Consider the following 20794-nt stretch of genomic DNA (forward strand, 5'->3'; position numbering starts at 1 on the left):
GCGGTCACCCTCCGTCGCGGGCCAGCAGATATCCCGCGCCCCGTATCGTGCGGATCGCCTGCCGGCCGTACGGGACGTCGATCTTCCGGCGCAGGGTTCTGATGTAGACCTCGACGAGATTGGCCCCGCCTTCGTAGGCGGTGTCCCACACCGTGTGCACGATCTCGGTCTTGGAGACCACCTGTCCGGCGCGGCGGGCCAGGCACTCCAGTACGGCGAACTCCTTGGCCGTCAGCGTGACGCTCTCCTTCCCCCGGCTGCAGGCCAGGGCCGCCGGCTCCAGCCGCAGATCGCCCAGTTCGAGCACCTCGGGCCGGTCCAGGCCGCCGCGCCGCACCAGGGCGCGCACCCGCGCGATCAGGACGACGTAGGAGAACGGCTTGGTCAGATAGTCGTCCGCGCCGACGTCGAGCCCGTCGGCCTCGTCGTATTCGCCGTCCTTGGCGGTCAGCATCAGGATCGGCGTCCAGACGCCGGCCTCCCGCAGTCGCGAACAGACCTGGTAGCCGGACAGCCCGGGCAGCATCACATCCAGCACGATCGCCGCGTACTCGGTGCGCTGGGCCAGCGCCAGGCCACCGCGCCCGTCGCCGGCCGTCTCGACGGTGAAACCCTCCTGCTCCAGACCTTCCTTGAGAAGTTCGCGGAGCCGGGCGTCGTCTTCCACCACGAGAATGCGCACGGGAGCAGCATGGCACGCGCAAGCTGAGCCTCCGCTGAAGAGCCTTCAGCGAGGACTCAGCATCGGTGCGCCACGGTGGGTGCACCGACGGACCGGGAGTCCGCCGGGTTCACCTTCCGTGCGTAGGGAGACACTTGTGACTCGCTCCAGCTCCACCGCCACGAAGCGCCGAGGCGTCGCGCTCGCCGCGGCGGTCGGCGTCCTGACGCTGGGGGCCGCGGCCTCCGCCTCGGCGGCCGGGCCGTTGCGCACCGCCTCGAAGGGGAGTGCCGATGTGAAGATCGCCACCAAGGGGCCCAATGGCCTGTGCGCGGATCCGTCCGTCAAGCTCGGGACGCCGGGCAAGGGCACCACGGTCCCCAAGGCCGGCAAGGCCATCATGGTCACCAAGCCCGGCAAGTTCGTCCCGGGCACCAAGCCCGGCGAGACAGTCGAGATCTCCAAGATCACCAAACGGTCCGTGCCCAAGGACGCCACCGGCATGCCGATCGGTATCTGGAAGTGCCCCGGTCTGACCCTGCAGGGCGAGCCGGGCAACCAGGACAAGCCGTGCAAGGTCATCGAGGTCAAGGGTGATGCCTCGACCTGGAACGAGACCCCGGGCGAGGAGTGCCACGCCATCGCGGTTCAGGCAGCCTCGAAGAAGCGGTAGCGCGCGGCCGCGGCCAATGACGGATTGCCAGCTCGGGGGTGGCCGGCGGTCCCGGACCTGGGTCGGTCCGGGTCTCCGGGCGGCGATAGGTGACTGGTGTTGAGCGGGTCTTCCTGGGCGTGCGGTGTCGCCGTTGAGGGCGTCAGGATCGTGTTGTCGGCTGGTGCTCGGATGGCCTGTGGGCGGCTCGTGGCCGTTTCGGGGATTGCTGAGGGTCTTGGCGCGGCCGGGTGCGGGGCGTTCGCGTGGTCTTGGGCCTCTTCCGGCAGTCAGCCGGTGGCCCCCGCGAACGTTTTCCACCCATCAGGCAAGTAACGGTGACCGGTCTGTGCGACGAAAGGTGTCCGCGGTGTTCGTCTTCCGCTACTCGATGGCCGCGCTGACCCGTCTGACCAGCCGGGTCCGGGTCCGGACGGGGTTCCCCGCATCGGCCGACGACGTATTCGGCGAAGCGGAGGGCTGGCCCGTCCGCCATTGCGACGACTGTGGCCGGACACGGTTGTCGGAGGCCTCGGGCGACGGCTTCCACACCTGTGTCTTCTGCGGTTCCGTCGACGTCGGCGTCTGACCCGGTCCCATATGCAGATCATTTCGAGAGGTCGGGACACGTGAAGAAGCAATCTGCGCAGGATGCGACGCCGCCGTCCGAGGACTCGCCGTGGAGCGCCCACGCGGCGGCGCTCGTCCGGCGGAACCCCGAGACGTCCTGGTGGGTCGGCGTCTACCGGCGGAGTCTGCCGGTGAGCACGCGCCGAGCGCTCGCCCAGCGGTTCTCCCCCGAGGTGCGCAGACAGGTCAAGCGGCGCCTTGCCGCCGTCCCGACGGCCGCGTCCGGCGTGGGCCGGATACGGGCCGCCCGCGAACTGCGACGCCTCAAGGACCTGCTCACCGGCCCGGACCGGGCGCTGCACAGCGTGCGGGGCGTCCCCAAGGTCGCCCTGGTCGGTCAGGCCGTCTCGCCGTTGCAGGCGCGCGGCGACAACCTGGCCGCGGTGTGCCGGGCCCTGGACGCGGCGCACGTGGACTACTTCTGTGTACGTGGCGGCCGGGACGGCTCCGCCGTCGTCGCGGCACCGGCCGAGGACCGCCCCCGTGTCCACCAGGCCCTGGCCGAACTCTGCGCGACCCTGCCCGGCTATGTCTCCGCCATGGACCGGCGGACCCGTACGCCCCGCTCCTCCGAGCCCGGCTTCGCCCCCGCCTCCTGGCACCGGCTCGCCACGGCGGAGGTGATCCGTATGACCTGGTACCACAGCGACCCCACCGGCCGACTGGTGCTGGGCCCCGAACACGGCTGTGACGTGGAGTTCTGGCCGGCGGACGGAGACCGGCTACTCGCTCCCCGCCCGAACCGGGTGGCCGATCAGGTGCCCCGTTGCGACGCGCCGCAGCGGATCTCCGACTCGGTGTTCACCCGGCTCGCGCCCCCCGAGGGCCGCCCGCTGCCCGAGGTGCGCACCCGCCGGGAGTTCACCGCGCCCCGGCCCGACGACATCCGGTTCCCCGTCGACGTGGTCTACACCTGGGTCGACGGGCAGGACCCGGCCTGGCTGCGCCGCCGGGCCGAGGCAGCGGGGCAGGCGTATCACGAGGAGGCCGCGAACGCGGCGCGGTTCATCAGCCGCGACGAGCTGCGCTACTCACTGCGTTCCCTGTACCAGAACGCGCCCTGGATCCGCACCGTGTTCCTGGTGACCGACGACCAGATACCGTCCTGGCTCGACCCCGGTGCCCCGGGGCTCCAGGTGGTCAGCCACAAGGAGATCTTCACCGACCCGAGCGTGCTGCCGACCTTCAACTCGCACGCCATCGAGAGCCAACTGCACCACATCGACGGTCTGTCCGAGCACTTCCTCTACTTCAACGACGACGTCTTCCTCGGCCGGCCCGCCACCCCGCAGGACTTCTTCCACGCCAATGGGCTGACCAAGTTCTTCCCCTCCCCCGCGCTGATCCCGCCCGGCGAGCCGTCCACAGAGGACGTGCCGGTCTCGGTCGCCGGGAAGAACAACCGGGCCCTGCTCCGGACCCGGTTCGGCTCCGTGATCACCCAGAAGATGAAGCACACTCCGCACCCGCTGCGGCGCAGCGTCCTGGAAGAGATCGAGACCGTCTTCGCCGACCGCCACCGGGCTACCGCGGGCAAGGCGTTCCGCAGCATGGAGGATCTGTCCATCGCCTCCTCGCTCCACCACTACTACGCCTTCCACACGGCCCGCGCGGTCCCCGGCAGCCTCCGCTACGCCTACCTGGACCTGTCGCACCCGGACACCGCGACACGGCTCGCCAAGTTGCTGGCGCGCCGGGACCGCCAGGTGTTCTGCCTCAACGACACCATCTCGGGCGAGCAGGACATCGAGGCACAGCAGGCCCTGCTCGGGCCGTTCCTCGACGCGTACTTCCCCGTCCCCGCTCCGTACGAGAAGGGCGAGCACCGTCGGTAAGCGCCGGCAGGGCGGCACGCGCTATCCAAGGTCGGGCCAAGCGCCGATACAACAGAGCGGAACCAGACCGCAAGATTTCTGGCGCATCGCACTGGCTAGGCTGCTGACCATGCCTGACATACCGCTGGTGACGTTGCTCCTGCTCTGCCTGGCCGCGGCTGGTGCCGGCTGGATCGACGCCGTAGTGGGAGGCGGGGGCCTCCTGCTGCTGCCCGCCATGCTGGTCGGGCTGCCGCACTACCAGCCCACCTACATCCTGGGCACCAACAAGGCGATCGGCATCGTCGGCACGACCGGTGCGGCCATCACCTACACCCGCAAGACCCCGCTCGACATACGGCTCGCCACGCGCATCGGCGCCGCCGCCGTCGCCGGCTCCCTCGCGGGCGCCTTCCTCGCCTCCGGCATCAACAGCGGCGTGCTGCGTCCGTTGATCATGGTGGTCCTGCTGGCCGTCCTCGCCTTCGTCCTGCTCCGCCCCGCCTTCGGCACCGCCCCGGCCCCCGCGGAGCCCCTGACCAGGCAGCGCATCCTGGCCGCGATCCTCGCCATCGGCCTCGGCCTCGGCTTCTACGACGGCCTCATCGGCCCGGGCACCGGCACCTTCCTCGTCATCGCCCTCGTCGCCACCCTCCACATGACCCTGGTCACCGCCTCCGCCACGGCCAAGGTCGTCAACGTCTGCACCAACTTCGGCGCGCTCGTCACCTTCGCCGTCCAGGGCACGGTCCTGTGGCGCATGGCGGCGCTGCTCGCGCTCTTCAACCTGGGCGGCGGCATGCTGGGCGCGCGGATGGCGCTGAAGCGGGGGAGCGGGTTCGTACGGGGGGTGCTGGTGGTCGTCGTGGTCTCGCTGGTCTGCAAGCTGGCGTACGACCAGTGGCTGGCCGGGTGATCGGGTGGCTGCTCTATTTCAGTTCGGCTGAGGTGTAGTAGCCCTCGTCCACCAGAATCCGGGTGTTGGACTTGTCGATGTTCACCGGCTGGACCAGATAGGACGGGACCACCTTCTCGTGGTTGTCGTACGACGTGGTGTCGTTGACCTTTGGCTTGCCGCCCGTCATTATCGCGTCGCCCATCCGTACAGCGGCCTTGGCGAGCTTGCGGGTGTCCTTGTAGACGGTCTGGGCCTGCTCGCCCCTGATGATCGACTTGACCGAGGCGAGCTCCGCGTCCTGCCCGGTGACGATCGGATACGGCCGGCTCCCGGTGCCGTAGCCGGCGCCCATGAGCGCGGAGAGGATGCCGATGGACATGCCGTCGTACGGCGAGAGCACCGCGTCGACCCTGGCCTTGGTGTACGACTCGACCAGCAGGTCCGTCATCCGCCTTTGGGCGGCAGCGCCGGACCAGCGCAGGGTGGTGAGCTGGTTGAGCTCGGTCTGGCCGCTGCGGACCACGATCTGGTGCTTGTCGATGTACGGCTTGAGCGTGTCCATCGCGCCGTTGAAGAAGTACGGGGTGTTCGGGTCTTCGCTCGAACCGGCGAACAGCTCGACGTTGAACGGGCCCTTCTCACCTCTGTCGAGCCCCAGCTTGTGGACGATGCAGTCGCCCTCCAGCCGGCCGACCTTGCGGCTGTCGAAGCTGACGTAGTAGTCGACCGCGTCGGTGTTCAGCAACGGCCGGTCGTACGCGATGACCTTGATGCCCGCGTCCTTGGCCCGCTCCAGCACGTCGGCCAGCGCGGCGCTGTCGATCGGGGCGACCACCAGCAGTTTGTGCCCCTTGGCGATCATGTTTTCGATCTGCGAGGCCTGCTGGTTGGTGTCGTTGTTGCCGTACTGGAGGTCGACCTTGTAGCCCTTGGCCTCGAACTGCTTCTTCATGGCCTCGCCGTCGGCTGTCCACCGCTCGGAGGACTTGGTCGGCATCGCCAGGCCGATCGTGCCGTCATGGGTACTGGTGCCCACGTTCTTATCGGCGGTCTTGCCACCGGAATCCCCGAACGGCCACTTCAGTACCAGGCCCGTCACGACGCAGGCCAGAACCAAGGCCCCCGCGGCGACGAGCGCCCCTGCCCTGCGCCGGGGGCGTGACGTGGCAGCGCTGGACTGTGAGGTGATGGTGACGGTCTCGGGCAAGCGGCGAGCGGTTTGCGTGGTCATGGCCGCTGTTGGCGAACGGAGCATGGTCAGGGCCGCCGGGACGGTCGGGCGCCGGTCCGGGTCCTTGTCCAGCAGCTGCGTGATGAGCGGGGTGAGCCGTCCGGCCCGCCGGGGCGGCGGCGCCTGGTCGAACAGGACGGCGGTCAGCGATCCGGTGGGGGTGTCGCGGCGGAACGGCGAGACGCCCTCCACGGCCTGGTACAGCGTCACCCCGAGCGAGAACAGGTCGCTGGAGGCCAGCCCGTCGGTGCCGCGCACCCGCTCGGGGGCCATGTACTCCACTGAGCCGATGATCGCCCCGGTGGCGGTCAGGGCGGTGTCGGTATGGTGGACCGCGATCCCGAAATCGGTGAGCAGGACCTTGCCGTCCTCGGCCATCATGACGTTGGCCGGTTTGACGTCGCGATGCACGATTCCCGCGTCGTGTGCCGCGCCGAGCGCGTGCAGCAGCTGCTCGGCGACGTTCGCGGCCTCCTCCGCCGACAGCGGTCCGCGCGCGGCGAGCCGCTCCTCCAGCGAGCAGCCGTCGACCAGTTGCATGACGATCCAGGGGCGGTCGTCCTCGATGACGACGTCGTGGACCGCGACGATGTTCGGGTGGTCGCGCAGCCGGGCGGCGTTGCGGCCCTCACGCGCGGCGCGCGCCAGCCGTTCGGCCTGCTCGCTCTCCGACACCGACGTGGACAGCCACAGCTCCTTGACCGCCACGTCGATGTGCAGAGCCTCGTCACGGGCCTTCCAGACCCGCCCGAATCCTCCTGAGCCGAGGTCGGAGACCAGCCGGTAGCGGCCTCCGATCAACTGGCCCGGCTGCGCGTTCCGTGTCACGGCCACCCCCGTTTGGTCCCAACCACGGTCCAGGACGAGTAGATCACCAGTCGGCTCGCTCTTGTAAAGGCCCTGGATTCAGGCACTTTACTCGCCGCTGGACCACTACCGGGCCCCGGTTCGTTCGTCAGCCGAGCCGTCCGGTGGCTATGGCCGACCGGAAGGCGGTCCAGGCGGTGGGTGGTATGCGGAGTATCGGACCGTCCGGGTTTTTGGAGTCGCGTATCGCGACGGCGTCGGGCACGTTGGTGGCCACCTCGACGCACTCGTCCGTTCCGTTGCTGTAGCTGGACTTGCGGAATGCGAAGGTTGTCACGGCTCACAGTTCCTTAATGAGGGCCCGGATGAAGGCGTGAGACTCGGCCTCGGGGAGAGCGCGCCGTGCGGTCTCCTCGAACAGTCTTACGTGCTGCGCGGCGCCGTCGCCACCCTCGACCCATGCCGTGGACAACGCCAACTCCAGGTACACCACATCCATGGACCCTGGTTCGGCGAACGAGATGACGTTGAAGGAGCCCGCGAGCCCCGGGGTGAGCCCGGCGCTGAAGGGGAGAACCTGGATGGTGACGTTGGGTCGCTCGCCCCAGCCGACAAGGCTCGTCAACTGCTCCCGCAACACCTCGGGTTCGGACCCGGGGATGCGCAGCGCGGCCTCCGGAATCATCGCCCAGAGGGAGAGTGGCGTCTTCCCGGAAAGTCTCTGCTGACGCGCGGCTCTGGAGGCCACGAACTTCTCGGTCTCATCGGAGCGCTCGTCCGAGACCGTGGCGCGCCGCAACGACCGAGCGTAGGCCACGGTCTGGAGCAGGCCTGGGATGAAGGACACCTGCCATGTCTTGATCGCGGTGGCGGCGTTCTCCAGAGGCACGTACTCCCTCATGGGCTTGGAGAGAGGGGCGTCGTTCCACCAGCCCTTGGCCTTGCGGCGCTCGCGGTCGATACGGGCCAACTCCAGGAGGGCGCCCACCGTCTCCGGGGCGGACACGCCGTACAGCTCGCACAGCGCCCGGATATCCGGCTCGCGCATGGGAACCCACCCGCTCTCCATTTTCGCGACCTTTCCGGTGGACGCGGTGATGGCCTTCGCGGCTTGCCCTTGAGTCAATCCCGCCATGGTCCGGAGCCGCAGGAGTTCCCCACCGAGCTTGCGCCCCAGGACTGTTGAGACGCGATTCTCCTGTGCGGCCTGATCCTCTGCCATGTCGGCGACCTCCCTGATTCACGCACAGTGTGAGCTTGTGTACGCCCCGCACGCAAGATCGGTTACAAATTTCCCGGGTTTAATTGAAACAATGCCCGGCGAGGCGCTACGGTCCGTGATGAACCGCTTGCACAGCGAGGCAGATGGGCGGCCGTACTCCGCCCTGCCTCCGTGCGCTCAGGCCCCAAACCGCCTGCTGGAGGTGTGCGATGGCATTCGCGCCCCAAGACCCCCGGATCCCCGACCCCAACGACCCCGTCGTCCAACGCGACCGCGTCGACTACACCCCGTTCCCCAAAAGCGTGACCTTCGCCCGCCGCTACACCGCGCGGCTGGTCGCCCACTGGGGCCACCCCGCCCTCGCGGACGACGCCGCGCTCATCGTCTCCGAGCTGGCCAGCAACGCCGTGCTGCACGGCAGCGTCCCGGGGCGTCACTTCCGCGTACAGCTCACCCTCACCAAAACTCACCTGCGCATCGCCGTCTCCGACGCCAAGGGCGAACGCCTCCCCCACCCGCGCCGCCCCACACCCGACGACAAATTCGGACGCGGGCTCCTCATCGTCCGGGCGCTGGCCACCCGCTGGGGCGTGCGCGAGCGAACCGTGGGAAAGGAAGTCTGGGTCGAGCTCGACCTGGCCACCTCACCCGTCGAACTCTGATGCCGTCCACGGGGGAGGGGCGTTGGGAGCTGCACGCGCCGCGATGAGTTTTCGGCGACCAGCCGGTCTACCCATGCATGGATGAAGACTTTGGCGTCACCGGCGCCCACACCGAGGTCGAAATGCTCGTCGACTTGACCATTGATGAGCTCTGGGCCGTAATCACGGACCTGTCGCGATACGGCGACTGGAGTCCCGAGTGCACCCACGCGGTCTGGCTGGACGGCTGGACCGAACCGGCCGTCGGCGCACGGTACGAGGCCCGCAATCGGTTCCCCAACGGCTTGGTCACGCGCGTGGTGTGCGTGGTCACCGCCGCCGATCCGCCGTACTCGTTCGGCTGGGACGTGTACGGCGGAGACCCGGACACCCACGAACCGTTCGCCACTTGGCGCTACAACCTGCGTCCCGCCGTGCGGCCCGAGCAGACGGTGGTCCGCCAGTCGTTCACACACGGCCCGGGCGACAGCGGAGCCCGCGCGGCCGTACGCGCCGACCCCGCCAACGCCGAAGCGCTCCTACAGGGGCGGCTGGACCAGCTGCGCCACAACATGAAGGTGACGATCGGGGCGATGATCTGCGACGTAGCCCGGGGGCGCCCTGGGCCGACATAGCCCCGCAGGCTTTTGGGCACCGGGACCGGCGGGGAACCAGACCCTGGCAGTGTTGCGCTCGGTCGCAGCCTGCTGGGTCCTCAAGTGAGCTTCGAGGGTGTGTGCCCACGGATCTTGGGTCTGGAACCATGCCGGGCACCGGTACCTGGGCTCGGGTGGGTGAAGGGGGGAGCATGGGTGGAGTTCCGGGTTCCGAACAGTCACTCGAAGGGGTGTAGTTGGGGCTGTGGCCTGGTTGGATTACGGAGAGTGAGGGAGGATGGAGGGGTGAGCCCGCCTGGGGAGGCGGGTGTTGAGCGCATCACTGGGGGGTGATCGCCATGGGGGACAACGCTACGACCACTGCTACGGAGACCTCCCGTCCGTCTCCAACTCCGGCGTCGGTGTTGGTTCCGGGGACGCCGGATGAATGGGCTGCTTACCTGGCCGGTATGGCCCCGGGGCCACAGACCGCAATCGTGTTGCCGCTCCTGGACCCGGAGAAGCTCTCCCACGCGGGCCGTATCGACGCACTCAGGGCTCTGGAGCGGCATGCGGCGTGGATCCAGGCGCAGCAGGTGTACATCCTGGCGGCGTTGGATGCCGACGCGCAGGCGGCGCTGCCGGAGGGGAAGTGGAGCGAGAGTATTGAGGGGGAGTGGAACTTTGCGTGTGAGGAAGTGGCCTGTGCGCTGAAGTTGTCGGGGACGACGGCGGCTAAGCGGCTTCGGGTGGCCCGTGAGCTGGACAGCCGCTACCCGACCACGCTCGGGCTGCTGGAGCGTGGGGAGATCTCTTACATGCAGGCTGTCGCTGTTACCGAGGCCTGTGGCGTTTTGGACCCGCTGCTTGCCGCGCAGGTCGAAGCCGCTGTGGCCGGGAAGATGCCGGGGCTTGCGACCGGGCAGACCCGGCGGGCGCTGGCCCGGGAGATTGTGCGGGCGGATCCGCATGGGGCGGAGGAGCGGCACCGGAAGCGGAAGCGGGAGCGGCAGTTGGTCCACTATCCGCAGGATGACGGCATGGCCATGTGGGGTGCGATCCTGCCGGCCGGGCAGGCCGCCCGTATGAACCAGGCTGTGGACGCGCATGCTGCCACGCTGCCGGATGAGGGGCGGACGCTGGAGCAGAAGCGGGTGGATGCCCTGTTCGACCTGGTCGTCAACCGCACCGTCACCAGCGGCACCAGCGGTGAGCAGGAGGCTGGTGGGCGGTCGGCGGCCGTGGTGCAGGTCACGGTCCCGTTGGATGTGCTGATCGGGGAGAGTGAGGAGCCCGCGCAGTTGAAGGGGTACGGTCCGATCACCGCGGGGCAGGCGCGGGAGATCGCGTTCGCGGAGGGGACGGTCTGGCGGCGTCTGATCATCGAGCCGAAGACCGGGATGCTGGTCAAGACGGATCCGACGACGTACAAGCCGACGGCGGAGACGGAGCGGCATGTGATCGCCCGGGACGGCCGGTGCACCTTCCCCACCTGCCAGATGCCTGCCCACCGCTGCGACCTCGACCATATCCAGCCGTTCGACCATGACGATCCGGCGGCCGGGGGCCAGACCGTCCCCGAGAATCTCGGCCCGCTGTGTCGGCGGCACCACCTGATGAAGACCCATCACCCGGGATGGCGGGTCACCCGGGATGCCGACACCGGGGTCACCACCTGGACCGCGCCCACCGGCCACACCTACACCAACCCACCCCACAACTACCTCGAATAAACACCGCACCCAGACGAGTACCAGGGCACCCCTTTCGGCTCAGAGCTGGGAACACTTGGTGGCCCGTCGGTGAACCTTGCCCATCGGTCACATTCCTCCGCTGTGATCCGTCAGGGCAGTGACAGCGACGTGAAGCCCGAAGGGGAGACGATATGGAAGCACGTTCGATCACTGTGGAGGTACCGATGCGTCCACGGATGTCCCGGGATCCTCAGGAGCTCGTCCCCGAGCTGGCGGAGGTGTCGGCGGCGCTGTTCAAGGCCACCGGCAACCGTTCGATACCGCGGACCACGATCAGTCTGGTCCAGCTGCGCGCCGGCCAGATCGTCGGCAACACCTACTTGACCGTCCTGCACACGGGCTTCCTGCGCAAGGCCGGGGAATCGGAAGAGCGGATCACTGCGGTGGCGTCCTGGCGGGACGCGCCGTATTTCACCGGTGCCGAGCGTGCCGCGCTGGCTCTGGTGGAAGCTGTGCTCCAGCCGTCCGCACACGGTGAGCGGGTGCCCGATGAGCTGTACGCCCAGGTGTCGGAGCACTACGACGACAAGGCGCTCGCCACCTTGACCATCGCCATCGGGCAGGTCAACTTCTTCGTCCCCATCGCCCTCATCGCCAAGCCGGTCCCCGGACGGTCGTTCACCGATCCGTGGGAATGAGACCGGCCGGCTGCGTAAGGCCCGACGTACGTCCATCAGCCCATGCTGGGAGCGGTGGTCCGCGCCCAGCATGGGGACGTCCGGGAAATGGCTGATGCGGCCTTCTCGCGGAGCGGGGTGCCGCGAACCTCAAGTCCGGCTCTGAAGTGGTGCCGACCTGGGTTCGCGGGCCATCGGCCGGACAATACTGCTGGTAAAGAAATCGGCCGGACGGACGGGGGCATTCCTGTGCGGACGATATTTCGGCGGCGCGACTCGGCGGCGCCGCGGACACTGGATCTCTACGACATCGCTTACTTGGCGGGCGGGCCGCAGCGCGTGGTTCAGACCGCCCTCATCACGCTGCGCGAGCGCGGCGCCATCAAGTTCATCGGCCCTCGGGTGCGGGCCTTCAGGGCCGGGGAACCGGCCGACCACCTGGTCGAGCGCGCACTTGTCAAGCTGTGCTACCCGGTCGGGAAGAGCGCGGAGGACGCGGCAGCCGAGGTGCTGTACGGACCCGAGATCAAGGAGATCGGGCGCCGACTTGCGTCGTACGGCCTGCTCAGCCGCCGCCGACGGCGAGTCACGCCCGAGGGTGTACGGGAGCTGGAGTCGGCCAAGGAGGCGGGGGCGCTTCCCGTGTACGTTTTCGACGGCCCTGCCGCCCTTTCGGACAAGCGGTTGTGCTCAGCCGTCAAGGAGGCGGTGCCGTTTTCGTTCTGGCACGGCCCAAGTTCGCTTCAGGTGGGCAGCGCCTTCCTGTTCGAGCACGACGATGACCGCGATTTGTACGCGGATTCGGGCTCAGACTCGGGTTCGGGCTCAGACTCGGGGTCAGGTTCAGGTTCGGACTGGGGATCCCACTCCGACTCCGGTCATGCCTCCTGCGGGAGTGGCTGTGGCGGTGGAGGCGGCGGCTACTGACGTGGCCGGCGCCTCCCGCGAGGGTCACCGCACGGTGCGGAAGAACGCCCGTACGTCGCCGATGAGCAGCTCGGGCACCTCAAGGGCCGCGAAGTGGCCGCCTCGGTCGAACTCGGTCCAGTGCGTGACCGTGTACTCCCGCTCGGCGAAGGCACGTACGGGCAGCGTCAGATCGTGCGGGAAGACGGCCACGCCCAGGGGCGCGGGGCAGGGGAGCGGGCGGCCGCGGTGGCGTACGGACTCGTAGTGGAGGCGGGCGGACGAGCCCGCGGTGCCGGTGAGCCAGTAGAGCATCACATTCGTGAGCAGACGGTCGGCGTCGACCGGGTGTGATGGGTCGCTCCAGGCCGTGAAGAGGTCCGCGATCCAGGCGAGTTGGCCGACGGGCGAGTCGGTGAGGGCGTAGGCCGCGGTCTGTGGCCGGGTGGCCTGGATGCGGACCTGGCCCACCGGCGCGGCGAGATAACGCTCCAGTTTGGCGATGCGCGCCCGGTCCTCCTCCGAGAGGTCCGCGAGGGCGGCCGGGGATGCGGTCCCGGAAGGCGGGGGCGTCGGGAGGTAGTTGAGGTGGACGCCGGCCACACGGCCGGGATCCACCGTCGCGAGCTGGCGGGAGATCATCGAGCCCCAGTCGCCGCCCTGCGCTCCGTAGCGGTCGTAGCCGAGGCGGCGCATCAGCTCGGCCCAGGCCTGGGCGACCCGGGGCGCGCTCCAGCCGGGGTCGCGGGTGGGGCCGGAGAAGCCGAAGCCGGGGATGGACGGGATCACCAGATGGAACGCGTCGGCCGGGTCGCCGCCGTACGCGCGGGGATCGGTGAGCGGGCCGATGACGTCGAGGAACTCCACCACCGACCCCGGCCAGCCGTGGGTGAGGATCAGCGGGAGCGCGTCCGGCTCGGGGGAGCGGACGTGCAGAAAGTGCACGCGAGCACCGTCGATGTCCGTGGTGAACTGCGGGAATCGGTTGAGGTGCGCTTCCTGTGCGCGCCAGTCGTAGGCGGTACGCCAGTGCTCGGCCAGCCCCTTGAGGTGGGCGAGCGGCACGCCGTACTCCCATCCGGTGCCGGGGAGTTCATCCGGCCAGCGGGTGCGGGCGAGGCGCGCGGTGAGGTCGTCGAGCTCCGCCTGGGGGACGTCGATGCGGAAGGGGGAGATGGCGTCTGCGGGGGAGATGGTGTCGGTGAGGAAGATGGCGTCTGCGGGGGACACGGTCTCGGTCATGGGTCGCTCCAGCGAGGGGTGTTTCCGTGAGGGGGCAGGGAAGGGCGGGGCTACGGTGTCGGCTTCTTGTGGCCGCTGATCAGAAACACCGCCACCGTCGCCACACAGAGGAATGCGGCGCCCGCGAACCCGGCGGCGTGGTAGCCGTGGACCGCCGCGCGGTCGGCGAGACCGGCGGCCGGGGGGTGAGAGCGCAGATAGTCGGCGCTCGCAGTGCTCGCGAGGGTGCTGAGCAGGGCGGTGCCCAGGGACGCGCCGATCTGCTGGGAGGTCATGACGGCCGCCCCGGCTACCCCCGTGTCCGGCCCCGCGCCGAGCGTCGCGGTGCTGTTGGCGGGGACCATCACCCAGCCGACGCCCAGGCCGAGCAGGACGAAGACGGGCAGCACCTGGGTGGCGTAGTCGCTGTCGGGGCGCAGCAGACCGAGCAGCGCCAGCCCGGCCGCGGTCACCAGCAGTCCCGGGCACAGCAGCAGTCGTACCGGGGCGCGCATCACGAGCCGGCCGACGACCCGCACGCCGAGCATGATGGCCGCGGTGAAGGGGAGGAAGGCCAGGCCCGCCTCGATCGGTGAGTAGCCCAGCACGTTCTGCAGATAGAAGGTGAGGAAGAAGAACGCGGCGAAGTTGCCCGCCGCGAGGCACAGCACGGCCAGATACGCCCCGCCCCGCGCCCGGTCGAGCACGATGCGCGGGGGCAGCAGCGCATGGGCGGTACGGCTCTGGGCGCGGGCGAAGAGCGTGAGGAGCACCAGGCCCGCGGTGAGGGAGCCGAGTGTGAGCGCTCCGGACCAGCCGTCGGTCTGCGCCCGGGTGCAGCCGTAGACGAGGGCGATGAGCCCGGCGGTGGCAAGCGCCGCGCCGAGCACGTCCAGCCGGGCCCCGCCTCGGCCGCGGGGCGCGGGGCGGACCGTACGGGCAATGCCGAGGCCCGCGACGAGTGCGATGGGCACGCTCAGGAGCAGGCTCCAGCGCCAGTTGAGGTAGTCGGTGAACACGCCGCCGAGCACGACGCCGACGCCTGTGCTGCTGCCCATGATGGTGCCGTAGATGCCGAAGGCCCGACCGCGTTCGGCGGGGGTGGTGAACGCCGTGCCGAGCAGGGCGAGGGCGGAGGGGGTGAACAGTGCGCCGCACAACCCTTGGAGAGCGCGGGCGGTCAGCAGCATGGCTGGGTTCACCGCGAGCCCGCCCAGCGCGGAGGCGGCGGCGAAGCCCGCCAGGCCCAGCAGCAGGGCCCGTCGGCGGCCGATGAGGTCCGAGACCCGGCCGCCGAGCAGCAGGAAGCCGCCGTAGCCGAGAGCGAAGGCGGTCACGACCCACTGGCTGCCGGTGTCCGACAGACCCAGCGCCCGCTGGGCGGACGGCAGCGCGATGTTCATGACCGTGCCGTCCGCGGCGATCATGAGCTGGCCGGTGGCGATCGCGATCAGCGCCCACCAGCGGCGGGGGTCGGGGGCGGGGGCGGAGGGTGCAGGTGCGGCCGTCGCCTGGCCGGATGTGCGCATGGGGCACCTCGATGGTGGGATGGGTGAAGGAAATGTTTGCCGCAACAATGTTTGCCGCAACAATGTTTGCCGCAACAATGTTTGCCGCAACAATGTTGGTCGCGTCAACGTTGGTGAGGTCAACGATAGCGGCATTCGTGGGTCGTGCCAACAAACTTGTTAGGCTGCTCGCATGAAGACGACGGCCGACGACCCGGCGCCCAACGCCAAGCCCGCCCGGATCCGAGCGCTGCCAAGCTGGCTGATCACCCATACCGCAGTGCACGCCCATCGGCTGACCTCCGAGGCCTTCGTGTCTATGGGCTCCGGTCGCTACCACTACTCGCTGCTCGCTGCGCTCGAGGAGTTCGGGCCGTCCAGCCAGGCGACTCTGGGCCGCCGCTGCAGCATCGACCGCAGCTATGTCGTCGGGGCGGTCAACGAGCTGGCGGAGCAGGGGTTTGTGGAGCGCGTCCAGGACGAGGCGGACCGTCGGCGCAACACCGTCACCATCACCCCGGCCGGGGTGCGGCAGCTGGAGCGGCTGGACTCGGCGCTCGCGGAGGCACAGGACGCGCTGCTCGGACCGCTCTCGGCAGCCGAACGCGAGCAGCTGCGGGGGCTCTTGGGGCGCGTCCTGGACCACAACGCGGGGACTTGACCGGCGCCGGACGGGCGGAAAGCCGCCGCCGGACGGGCGGCACAAGGCAGCCCGTCCGGCGGCGGTCGGCCCGTCCGGCGGCGGCGAATTCTGGCGCGGGCTGAACCGCCGAGTGCGCCTCTAACCTGTGGGAGTCAGCCGGACCAGCAGGGCCATCGGCGTACGCGGCAGCGCCACGGCCAACTCGCCCCGCCCCGCGTCCCACCGCACCTCGCCGTCCGATCCGGCCGCCGGGTGCAGCACCTCCACCTCCGCCCCTCGGCCCGCCAAGTGCCCGAGCGGCAGCGCGCACTCCGCCGGGCCGCCCTCCCGGCGCCACACCGTCACATACGTCGCCTCACCACTGCGCACCCCCAGCGCCACCCAGGCGTCGTCCCACCCCGGCAGCCCCAGCGGCCAGAACGGCACCCCCGTGGCCAGATCGCCCCGCAGTCGCCGATACGTCGCGACAGCCGCCCGCACCCGGGCCAGCTGTGGCGGTGACATCCGGTCGAGGTGGCCGGAGAGGTGGACGCGGCCCAGCAGGGCGCCCGCCAGGGTGAAGTCGATCTCGTCGTCGGTGAATTCGGGCTGCGGGTAGGCCCACACGGCGCCCTGCTCCAAGGGCACCGCCGTGGGCGCCGAGGCGGCGATGGGCGGGTAGCGGAGCGGGTCCTGCTGGTCGCTGGTGGACTGTAGCTGGGTGATGGCCACTGAGGACCAGTCCATGCGCATCCCGCCCGAGGCGCAGTTCTCGATGACCAGCCCGGGGTGGCGGTCGAGCACGGCGGTCAGCCAGTCCTGATAGGCGCGGGCGTGGGCGAGGAGGCCCGCGCCGGGGGCGGTGCGGCCGGTCTCGGGGTGCCAGTCGGTGCCCGGCGCCACGCTGATGTTGTAGTCGAGTTTGAGGTAGCCCACCCCCCACTCGCCGGCGATGCGGTCGATGGTCTTGTCGAGGTGGGCGCGGGCGGCCGGGTGGCGCAGATCGAGGTGGTGGCGGCCGTGTTCGGTGAGACGGACCCCGTCGCGCTGGAAGAAGGCGTCGTCGGGCAGCTCGGCGGCGACCGGGCTGCGTACGCCGACGACCTCCGGCTCCAGCCACAGCCCCGGGACCATGTCGCGCGAGCGGATGTGGTCCAGTACGGCTCGGATGCCGCCGCCGGGGAAGCGGCGGGCCGAGGGCTGCCAGGCGCCGACGCTGTCCCACCAGCCCTGCGCATCGTCGTCGTACCAGCCGGAGTCGATGCAGAAGTACTCCGCCCCGGCCTCGGCGGCGGCGTCGATCAGCGGCAGCAGGCGCTCGGTGGTGGGGTCGCCCATGAGGGTGTTCATGTAGTCGTTGAACACCACGGGCAGGGCGGTGTGGTCCGGGTGCGGGCGGCGGGTGGCGCGGCGGTAGGCGGTGAGGTGGGCCAGCGCCTCGTCGAGGCCGCCGCCCCGGGCGAGCGCCAGCGCGGCGGGGACGGTGGTGAACGACGCGCCGGGGGCGAGTCGTTCGCGCCACTGGTGCTCGGCGTCGGTCGGCCCGTGGAGCGCGGCGTACGTGCCGTGAGCCCGCTCCCCGGTCTCCCACCGCCAGCCGGTCGGCGACTCGATCTGCCACACCCACGCGTCGCCGGTGGTGCGGTCGGTCAGCGCCCCCATGGGCAGCCGGCCGTCGGACGGCCAGCTGCCGCGGCTGTGGAGGGTGAGGGCGGCGCGGCTGTCGTGCTGGTGGGCGGCCCGGTTGAGGTCGACGATCCGGGTGCGCAGGGGTTCACTCGCCCAACGGCACTCGGCGAGCCAGTCGTTGCGTGCCTCGTGCACCTCGAGCGTGTCGGGGGAGGGGAGCCCGCCGAGGGCGAGGCTGGTGACGGCCTGGACGACCAGCGGGGCGGTGCCTTCGTTGGTGAGCCGGACCTCGCCGCGCAGCACCGGCAGCCCGTCGGGGGAGGACAGCCGGACCTCGGCGGTCAGGCCGGAGTCCGGGTCGTGGAGGTCGATCGTCAGCCGGTGCCAGCCCCGTCCGTCCTGCCTGCCGTGACCGTCCTGCCCGTCGTGCCTGCCCTGCCCGTCGTGCCTGCCCTGCCCGTCGTGCCCGTCGTGCCTGTCCTGCCTGCCGTGACCGTCCCGCCTGTCCTGCCCGTCGTGCTCGTCCCGTACGGCCCGGTGCCCCCGGTGGCGCAGCCGGGCGCCCAGCGCGGTCTCGATGCCGCGCTGCCCGGACCACTCGCTGCCGTAACCGAGGGCCAGCACCTCGACGAGCGGCAGCGGGGCGGTGCCGGTGCCATCAGCGCTGCCGCCGGAGACCCCTTCGCCGTCCGGAATCGTCAGCCGTACGAGCCGCACCACCCCGTCGTGGCCCGTCTCGAAGTGGGCCGTGAGCCCCGCGTGGCCCCAAGTGAATTTTTCCAGGGCGCCGTCTGACGCCACCTCGGATGCCCTACCGGTCAACGTGTCCCCTCCTGGTCCGTCCGTGGTTCCCCGTTGCGTTCTTTCTCTTGACGACCCCAATGTGACCGGTCACAATCCTGGCATGAATGTGACCGGTCACACAAGGCGGCCAGGAATCCGCGATGTGGCGACGGCGGCGGGCGTCTCGTACCAGACGGTCTCGCGGGTGATCAACAACCATCCGAGCGTCAAGCCGTCGACCCGCGAGCGCGTACTCACCGCCATCGAGGAGCTGGGTTTCCGCCGCAGCGCCACCGCCCTCGCGCTGGCCAGCGGACGTGCGCGTTCGGTCACCGTGCTGACCGCCGACACCACGCACTACGGCTACGCCGCGACCCTCCAGGGCATCGAGGAGGCCGCCCGCGCCTCCTCCTACGCGGTCGGGATCAGCGTGCTGGAGGCCGCCGACGAGGCCGCCGTGCGCGCCGAGGTGCAGCGCGCGGCCGACTCCGGCGGCGGGCTGATCGTGATGGCGTACGACACCGCGGGCGTACGGGCGCTGGCGGCGGTCCCGGAGGAGCTGCCGGTGGTGGGCGTGGTGGAGACCCCCGCGAGCCCGCCCGGCGAGCACCGACCCTGGGTGTGGACCGACGACCGGGAGGCGGCCCGCGCAGCCACCCGCCATCTGCTGGGCCTCGGCCACCAGACCGTGCACTATGTCGCGATCCCCTCCAGCACCCGCCGCACCGGCCAGCGCACCGCGGGCTGGCGGGACGCGCTGCGCGAGGCGGGGGCGCCGGAACCGCGGCCGGTGGCGGGAAGCTGGGACCCGGCCAGCGGCTACCAGGCGGGGCGGAAGCTGGCCCGCGACCCGTCGGTCACCGCGATCCTGTGCGGCAACGACGACCTGGCGCTCGGCGTGATCCGCGCGCTGCATGAGGCGGGCCGGGCGATCCCCGGCGAGGTGAGCGTGGCCGGATTCGACGACGCGCCGCACTCCGCGTACCTCACCCCCTCCCTGACCACCGTGCGGCTGGACTTCACGGGGCTGGGCCGGGCCGCCTTCGGGCTGCTGTACGGGCTGGTCGAACAGGCCGAGCCGGTCGCCCCGCACCCCGTGTCCGTACCCGAGCTGATCGTCCGGGAGAGCTCCGGACCGCCACCGCCACCGCCGTGAGCGCGACGCACCCTCGCCCCTTCCGCCCACCCCCCTCCGTGTACGCCGCCCGCCCCGCCCCGCCCCACCCGCCCCGCCCCAGCACTCCGACGACGCAGTGAGGCAGAGAACCGCGATGAGAAGAGTCCTCCCCGCCCTCGCGCTGATATGCGCCACCGCCCTGACCGCCACCGCCTGCAGCGACGCGACCTCCTCGGGCGGCGACGACACGGGCGGCGCGGCCAAGACGAAGGTCGACCCCACGGCCCGGCTCGACGGCGTCAAGCTGACGATGTGGACCGCGCAGAACACGGTCAACGCGCCCAAGCAGGTCATCCAGGCGTTCGAGAAGGCCACCGGCGCCAAGGTCGACACCCAGCCCATCCCCGACCCCTACGAGCAGAACGTGCCGACCAAGCTCGCCGCGGGCGACCGGCCGGACCTGATGTTCTGGCAGCCCAGCATCTCCACCCTCCCCTTCATCCAGCCGCAGCGGAATCTGCTCACCCTCGACGGCGAGCCCTGGGAGGCCAAGCTCGGCGACACCGAGAAGGCCCTGGGCATGATCGGCGGCAAGCGCTACGCCGCCATCGTCACCAGCCCCGCCATGCTCGGCGTCTACTACAACAAGGACGTCTTCAAGAAGGCCGGCATCGCCGAGAAGGACTTCCCCAAGAGCTACGCGGAGCTCCTCGCCCTCGGCCACCGCATCAAGGACAAGGTGCCGGGCACCGCGCCGTTCTACGAGGTGGGCGGCGACAAGTGGCCGCTCCAGTGGCAGGTCCAGGTGCAGCTGACCGACCTGGACAAGCAGTGGTGGGAAGGGCTCAACAAGAACGAGAACAAGTGGACCGACCCCGCCGTCGTCAAGGCCATCGCCACCTACAAGGACAAGCTGCTCGGCGCCGGGCTCGCCCAGAAGAACTACCGGACCGGAACCTTCACCGACTCCGCGGACGCCCTGTGGAAGGGCGACGCGGGCATGGTCCTCAACGTCACGTCCTTCCAGAGCCAGATCCAGGCCAAGCACAGCACCGCCGAGATCGACAAGAAGCTCGGCTGGTTCCCCGTCGCCAACTCCAGCGCCAACGGCCTCTACTCCCCGGACCAGACGAACGGCGTCGTCGCCTTCAAGACCGGTGACGAGAAGCGGCAGAACGCCGCCCGCCAGTTCCTCGCCTTCTGGCTCGGCCCCGACTACGCCGACTACATCAAGACGATGAAGATCCCGTCCGTCGAGCCGTCCGTGCCCACCCCCGACGGGCTGCCGCGGACCGCCACGGACCAGGTCGCCCAGCTCCCCAAGGCCATCGGAGTGTTCCAGGCCAAGGCCATCGTCGCCCCCGATCTGCACCTCGCCCTCGCCGACATGATCTACGGCAAGAAGTCGCCGAAGCAGGTCGCCGAGGCGGTGCAGGACCAGTTCGCCCAGGTGGCCAAGGCCCAGGGCGCTCCGGGCTTCTGAGC

At 70.2% G+C, this 20794-nt stretch carries 19 protein-coding genes and 1 pseudogene; 12 read left to right on the top strand and 8 right to left on the bottom strand.

Annotated features, from left to right (window positions below):
* Positions 1 to 4 precede the first annotated feature (4 nt).
* Positions 5 to 682 carry a response regulator transcription factor gene (locus ACWY4P_RS36715; protein ID WP_456204853.1) on the bottom strand — a complete coding sequence of 226 codons (678 nt, stop codon included), beginning with the start codon at positions 680 to 682 and terminating at the stop codon, positions 5 to 7.
* Positions 683 to 818: 136 nt separating this feature from the next.
* Here ACWY4P_RS36715 and ACWY4P_RS36720 point away from each other — a divergent pair, with 136 nt between their 5' ends.
* The 4 genes from ACWY4P_RS36720 to ACWY4P_RS36735 all read left to right on the top strand — a co-directional run bounded on the left by ACWY4P_RS36720 (position 819) and on the right by ACWY4P_RS36735 (position 4673).
* Entirely contained in the window at positions 819 to 1334 is a 516-nt protein-coding gene (locus tag ACWY4P_RS36720; protein WP_456204854.1) for a hypothetical protein, read from the top strand.
* 328 nt (positions 1335 to 1662) lie between these two features.
* Positions 1663 to 1902, top strand: a complete 240-nt coding sequence (locus ACWY4P_RS36725; protein ID WP_456204855.1) for a hypothetical protein — start codon at positions 1663 to 1665, stop codon at positions 1900 to 1902.
* Positions 1903 to 1942: 40 nt separating this feature from the next.
* On the top strand, positions 1943 to 3778 hold the full coding sequence (locus ACWY4P_RS36730) for a stealth family protein (RefSeq protein ID WP_456204856.1): 1836 nt from the start codon (positions 1943 to 1945) through the stop codon (positions 3776 to 3778).
* A gap of 109 nt (positions 3779 to 3887) precedes the next feature.
* Positions 3888 to 4673, top strand: a complete 786-nt coding sequence (locus ACWY4P_RS36735; protein WP_456204857.1) for a sulfite exporter TauE/SafE family protein — start codon at positions 3888 to 3890, stop codon at positions 4671 to 4673.
* A 13-nt stretch (positions 4674 to 4686) separates the two neighbouring features.
* On the opposite strand, the gene chvE is transcribed toward ACWY4P_RS36735, so the two are convergent.
* The 4 genes and pseudogenes from chvE to ACWY4P_RS36755 all read right to left on the bottom strand — a co-directional run bounded on the left by chvE (position 4687) and on the right by ACWY4P_RS36755 (position 7915).
* The gene (chvE, locus tag ACWY4P_RS36740) at positions 4687 to 5844 is read right to left on the bottom strand and encodes a multiple monosaccharide ABC transporter substrate-binding protein (protein WP_456213184.1); all 1158 of its coding nucleotides are present in this window, start codon (positions 5842 to 5844) and stop codon (positions 4687 to 4689) included.
* A gap of 129 nt (positions 5845 to 5973) precedes the next feature.
* Positions 5974 to 6720: pseudogene (locus tag ACWY4P_RS36745) on the bottom strand (serine/threonine-protein kinase); the annotation flags it as partial.
* A gap of 121 nt (positions 6721 to 6841) precedes the next feature.
* Positions 6842 to 7030 carry a DUF397 domain-containing protein gene (locus tag ACWY4P_RS36750; protein ID WP_456204858.1) on the bottom strand — a complete coding sequence of 63 codons (189 nt, stop codon included), beginning with the start codon at positions 7028 to 7030 and terminating at the stop codon, positions 6842 to 6844.
* A gap of 3 nt (positions 7031 to 7033) precedes the next feature.
* Positions 7034 to 7915, bottom strand: a complete 882-nt coding sequence (locus ACWY4P_RS36755; RefSeq protein ID WP_456204859.1) for a helix-turn-helix domain-containing protein — start codon at positions 7913 to 7915, stop codon at positions 7034 to 7036.
* 209 nt (positions 7916 to 8124) lie between these two features.
* Between ACWY4P_RS36755 and ACWY4P_RS36760 the strand changes: the two genes are divergently transcribed.
* The 5 genes from ACWY4P_RS36760 to ACWY4P_RS36780 all read left to right on the top strand — a co-directional run bounded on the left by ACWY4P_RS36760 (position 8125) and on the right by ACWY4P_RS36780 (position 12450).
* On the top strand, positions 8125 to 8577 hold the full coding sequence (locus tag ACWY4P_RS36760; protein WP_456204860.1) for an ATP-binding protein: 453 nt from the start codon (positions 8125 to 8127) through the stop codon (positions 8575 to 8577).
* Between the two features lie 77 nt (positions 8578 to 8654).
* The gene (locus tag ACWY4P_RS36765) at positions 8655 to 9191 is read left to right on the top strand and encodes an SRPBCC family protein (protein WP_456204861.1); all 537 of its coding nucleotides are present in this window, start codon (positions 8655 to 8657) and stop codon (positions 9189 to 9191) included.
* 458 nt (positions 9192 to 9649) lie between these two features.
* Positions 9650 to 10885, top strand: coding sequence for a DUF222 domain-containing protein (locus ACWY4P_RS36770; protein WP_456204862.1), 1236 nt, complete (start codon positions 9650 to 9652; stop codon positions 10883 to 10885).
* A 152-nt stretch (positions 10886 to 11037) separates the two neighbouring features.
* The gene (locus ACWY4P_RS36775; protein ID WP_456204863.1) at positions 11038 to 11544 is read left to right on the top strand and encodes a carboxymuconolactone decarboxylase family protein; all 507 of its coding nucleotides are present in this window, start codon (positions 11038 to 11040) and stop codon (positions 11542 to 11544) included.
* Between the two features lie 228 nt (positions 11545 to 11772).
* Positions 11773 to 12450, top strand: a complete 678-nt coding sequence (locus ACWY4P_RS36780; RefSeq protein ID WP_456204864.1) for a TIGR04222 domain-containing membrane protein — start codon at positions 11773 to 11775, stop codon at positions 12448 to 12450.
* Positions 12451 to 12474: 24 nt separating this feature from the next.
* On the opposite strand, the gene ACWY4P_RS36785 is transcribed toward ACWY4P_RS36780, so the two are convergent.
* Positions 12475 to 13671, bottom strand: coding sequence for an epoxide hydrolase family protein (locus tag ACWY4P_RS36785; RefSeq protein ID WP_456204865.1), 1197 nt, complete (start codon positions 13669 to 13671; stop codon positions 12475 to 12477).
* 50 nt (positions 13672 to 13721) lie between these two features.
* Positions 13722 to 15179, bottom strand: a complete 1458-nt coding sequence (locus ACWY4P_RS36790; protein ID WP_456204866.1) for an MFS transporter — start codon at positions 15177 to 15179, stop codon at positions 13722 to 13724.
* Positions 15180 to 15351: 172 nt separating this feature from the next.
* Here ACWY4P_RS36790 and ACWY4P_RS36795 point away from each other — a divergent pair, with 172 nt between their 5' ends.
* The gene (locus ACWY4P_RS36795; RefSeq protein ID WP_456204867.1) at positions 15352 to 15819 is read left to right on the top strand and encodes a MarR family winged helix-turn-helix transcriptional regulator; all 468 of its coding nucleotides are present in this window, start codon (positions 15352 to 15354) and stop codon (positions 15817 to 15819) included.
* A gap of 120 nt (positions 15820 to 15939) precedes the next feature.
* Here ACWY4P_RS36795 and ACWY4P_RS36800 read toward each other — a convergent pair whose 3' ends face one another.
* On the bottom strand, positions 15940 to 18231 hold the full coding sequence (locus ACWY4P_RS36800) for an alpha-galactosidase (RefSeq protein ID WP_456204868.1): 2292 nt from the start codon (positions 18229 to 18231) through the stop codon (positions 15940 to 15942).
* An 82-nt stretch (positions 18232 to 18313) separates the two neighbouring features.
* Between ACWY4P_RS36800 and ACWY4P_RS36805 the strand changes: the two genes are divergently transcribed.
* Both ACWY4P_RS36805 and ACWY4P_RS36810 read left to right on the top strand, forming a co-directional pair.
* Complete coding sequence (locus ACWY4P_RS36805) at positions 18314 to 19348, top strand: LacI family DNA-binding transcriptional regulator (protein ID WP_456204869.1); 1035 nt, start codon at positions 18314 to 18316, stop codon at positions 19346 to 19348.
* Positions 19349 to 19463: 115 nt separating this feature from the next.
* Positions 19464 to 20792 (top strand): ABC transporter substrate-binding protein, encoded by a 1329-nt coding sequence (locus ACWY4P_RS36810; RefSeq protein WP_456204870.1) that lies wholly within the window; start codon positions 19464 to 19466, stop codon positions 20790 to 20792.
* Positions 20793 to 20794 lie beyond the last annotated feature (2 nt).

The organism is Streptomyces sp. LZ34, assembly GCF_053890475.1.

Coding starts and splice junctions, on each gene's coding strand:
- ACWY4P_RS36775 (WP_456204863.1), top strand. CDS start 11,038: ATGGAAGCACGTTCGATCACTGTGGAGGTACCGATGCGTCCACGGATG.
- ACWY4P_RS36760 (WP_456204860.1), top strand. CDS start 8,125: ATGGCATTCGCGCCCCAAGACCCCCGGATCCCCGACCCCAACGACCCC.
- ACWY4P_RS36765 (WP_456204861.1), top strand. CDS start 8,655: ATGGATGAAGACTTTGGCGTCACCGGCGCCCACACCGAGGTCGAAATG.
- ACWY4P_RS36810 (WP_456204870.1), top strand. CDS start 19,464: ATGAGAAGAGTCCTCCCCGCCCTCGCGCTGATATGCGCCACCGCCCTG.
- ACWY4P_RS36735 (WP_456204857.1), top strand. CDS start 3,888: ATGCCTGACATACCGCTGGTGACGTTGCTCCTGCTCTGCCTGGCCGCG.
- ACWY4P_RS36785 (WP_456204865.1), bottom strand. CDS start 13,671: ATGACCGAGACCGTGTCCCCCGCAGACGCCATCTTCCTCACCGACACC.
- ACWY4P_RS36805 (WP_456204869.1), top strand. CDS start 18,314: ATGAATGTGACCGGTCACACAAGGCGGCCAGGAATCCGCGATGTGGCG.
- ACWY4P_RS36755 (WP_456204859.1), bottom strand. CDS start 7,915: ATGGCAGAGGATCAGGCCGCACAGGAGAATCGCGTCTCAACAGTCCTG.
- ACWY4P_RS36790 (WP_456204866.1), bottom strand. CDS start 15,179: ATGCGCACATCCGGCCAGGCGACGGCCGCACCTGCACCCTCCGCCCCC.
- ACWY4P_RS36795 (WP_456204867.1), top strand. CDS start 15,352: ATGAAGACGACGGCCGACGACCCGGCGCCCAACGCCAAGCCCGCCCGG.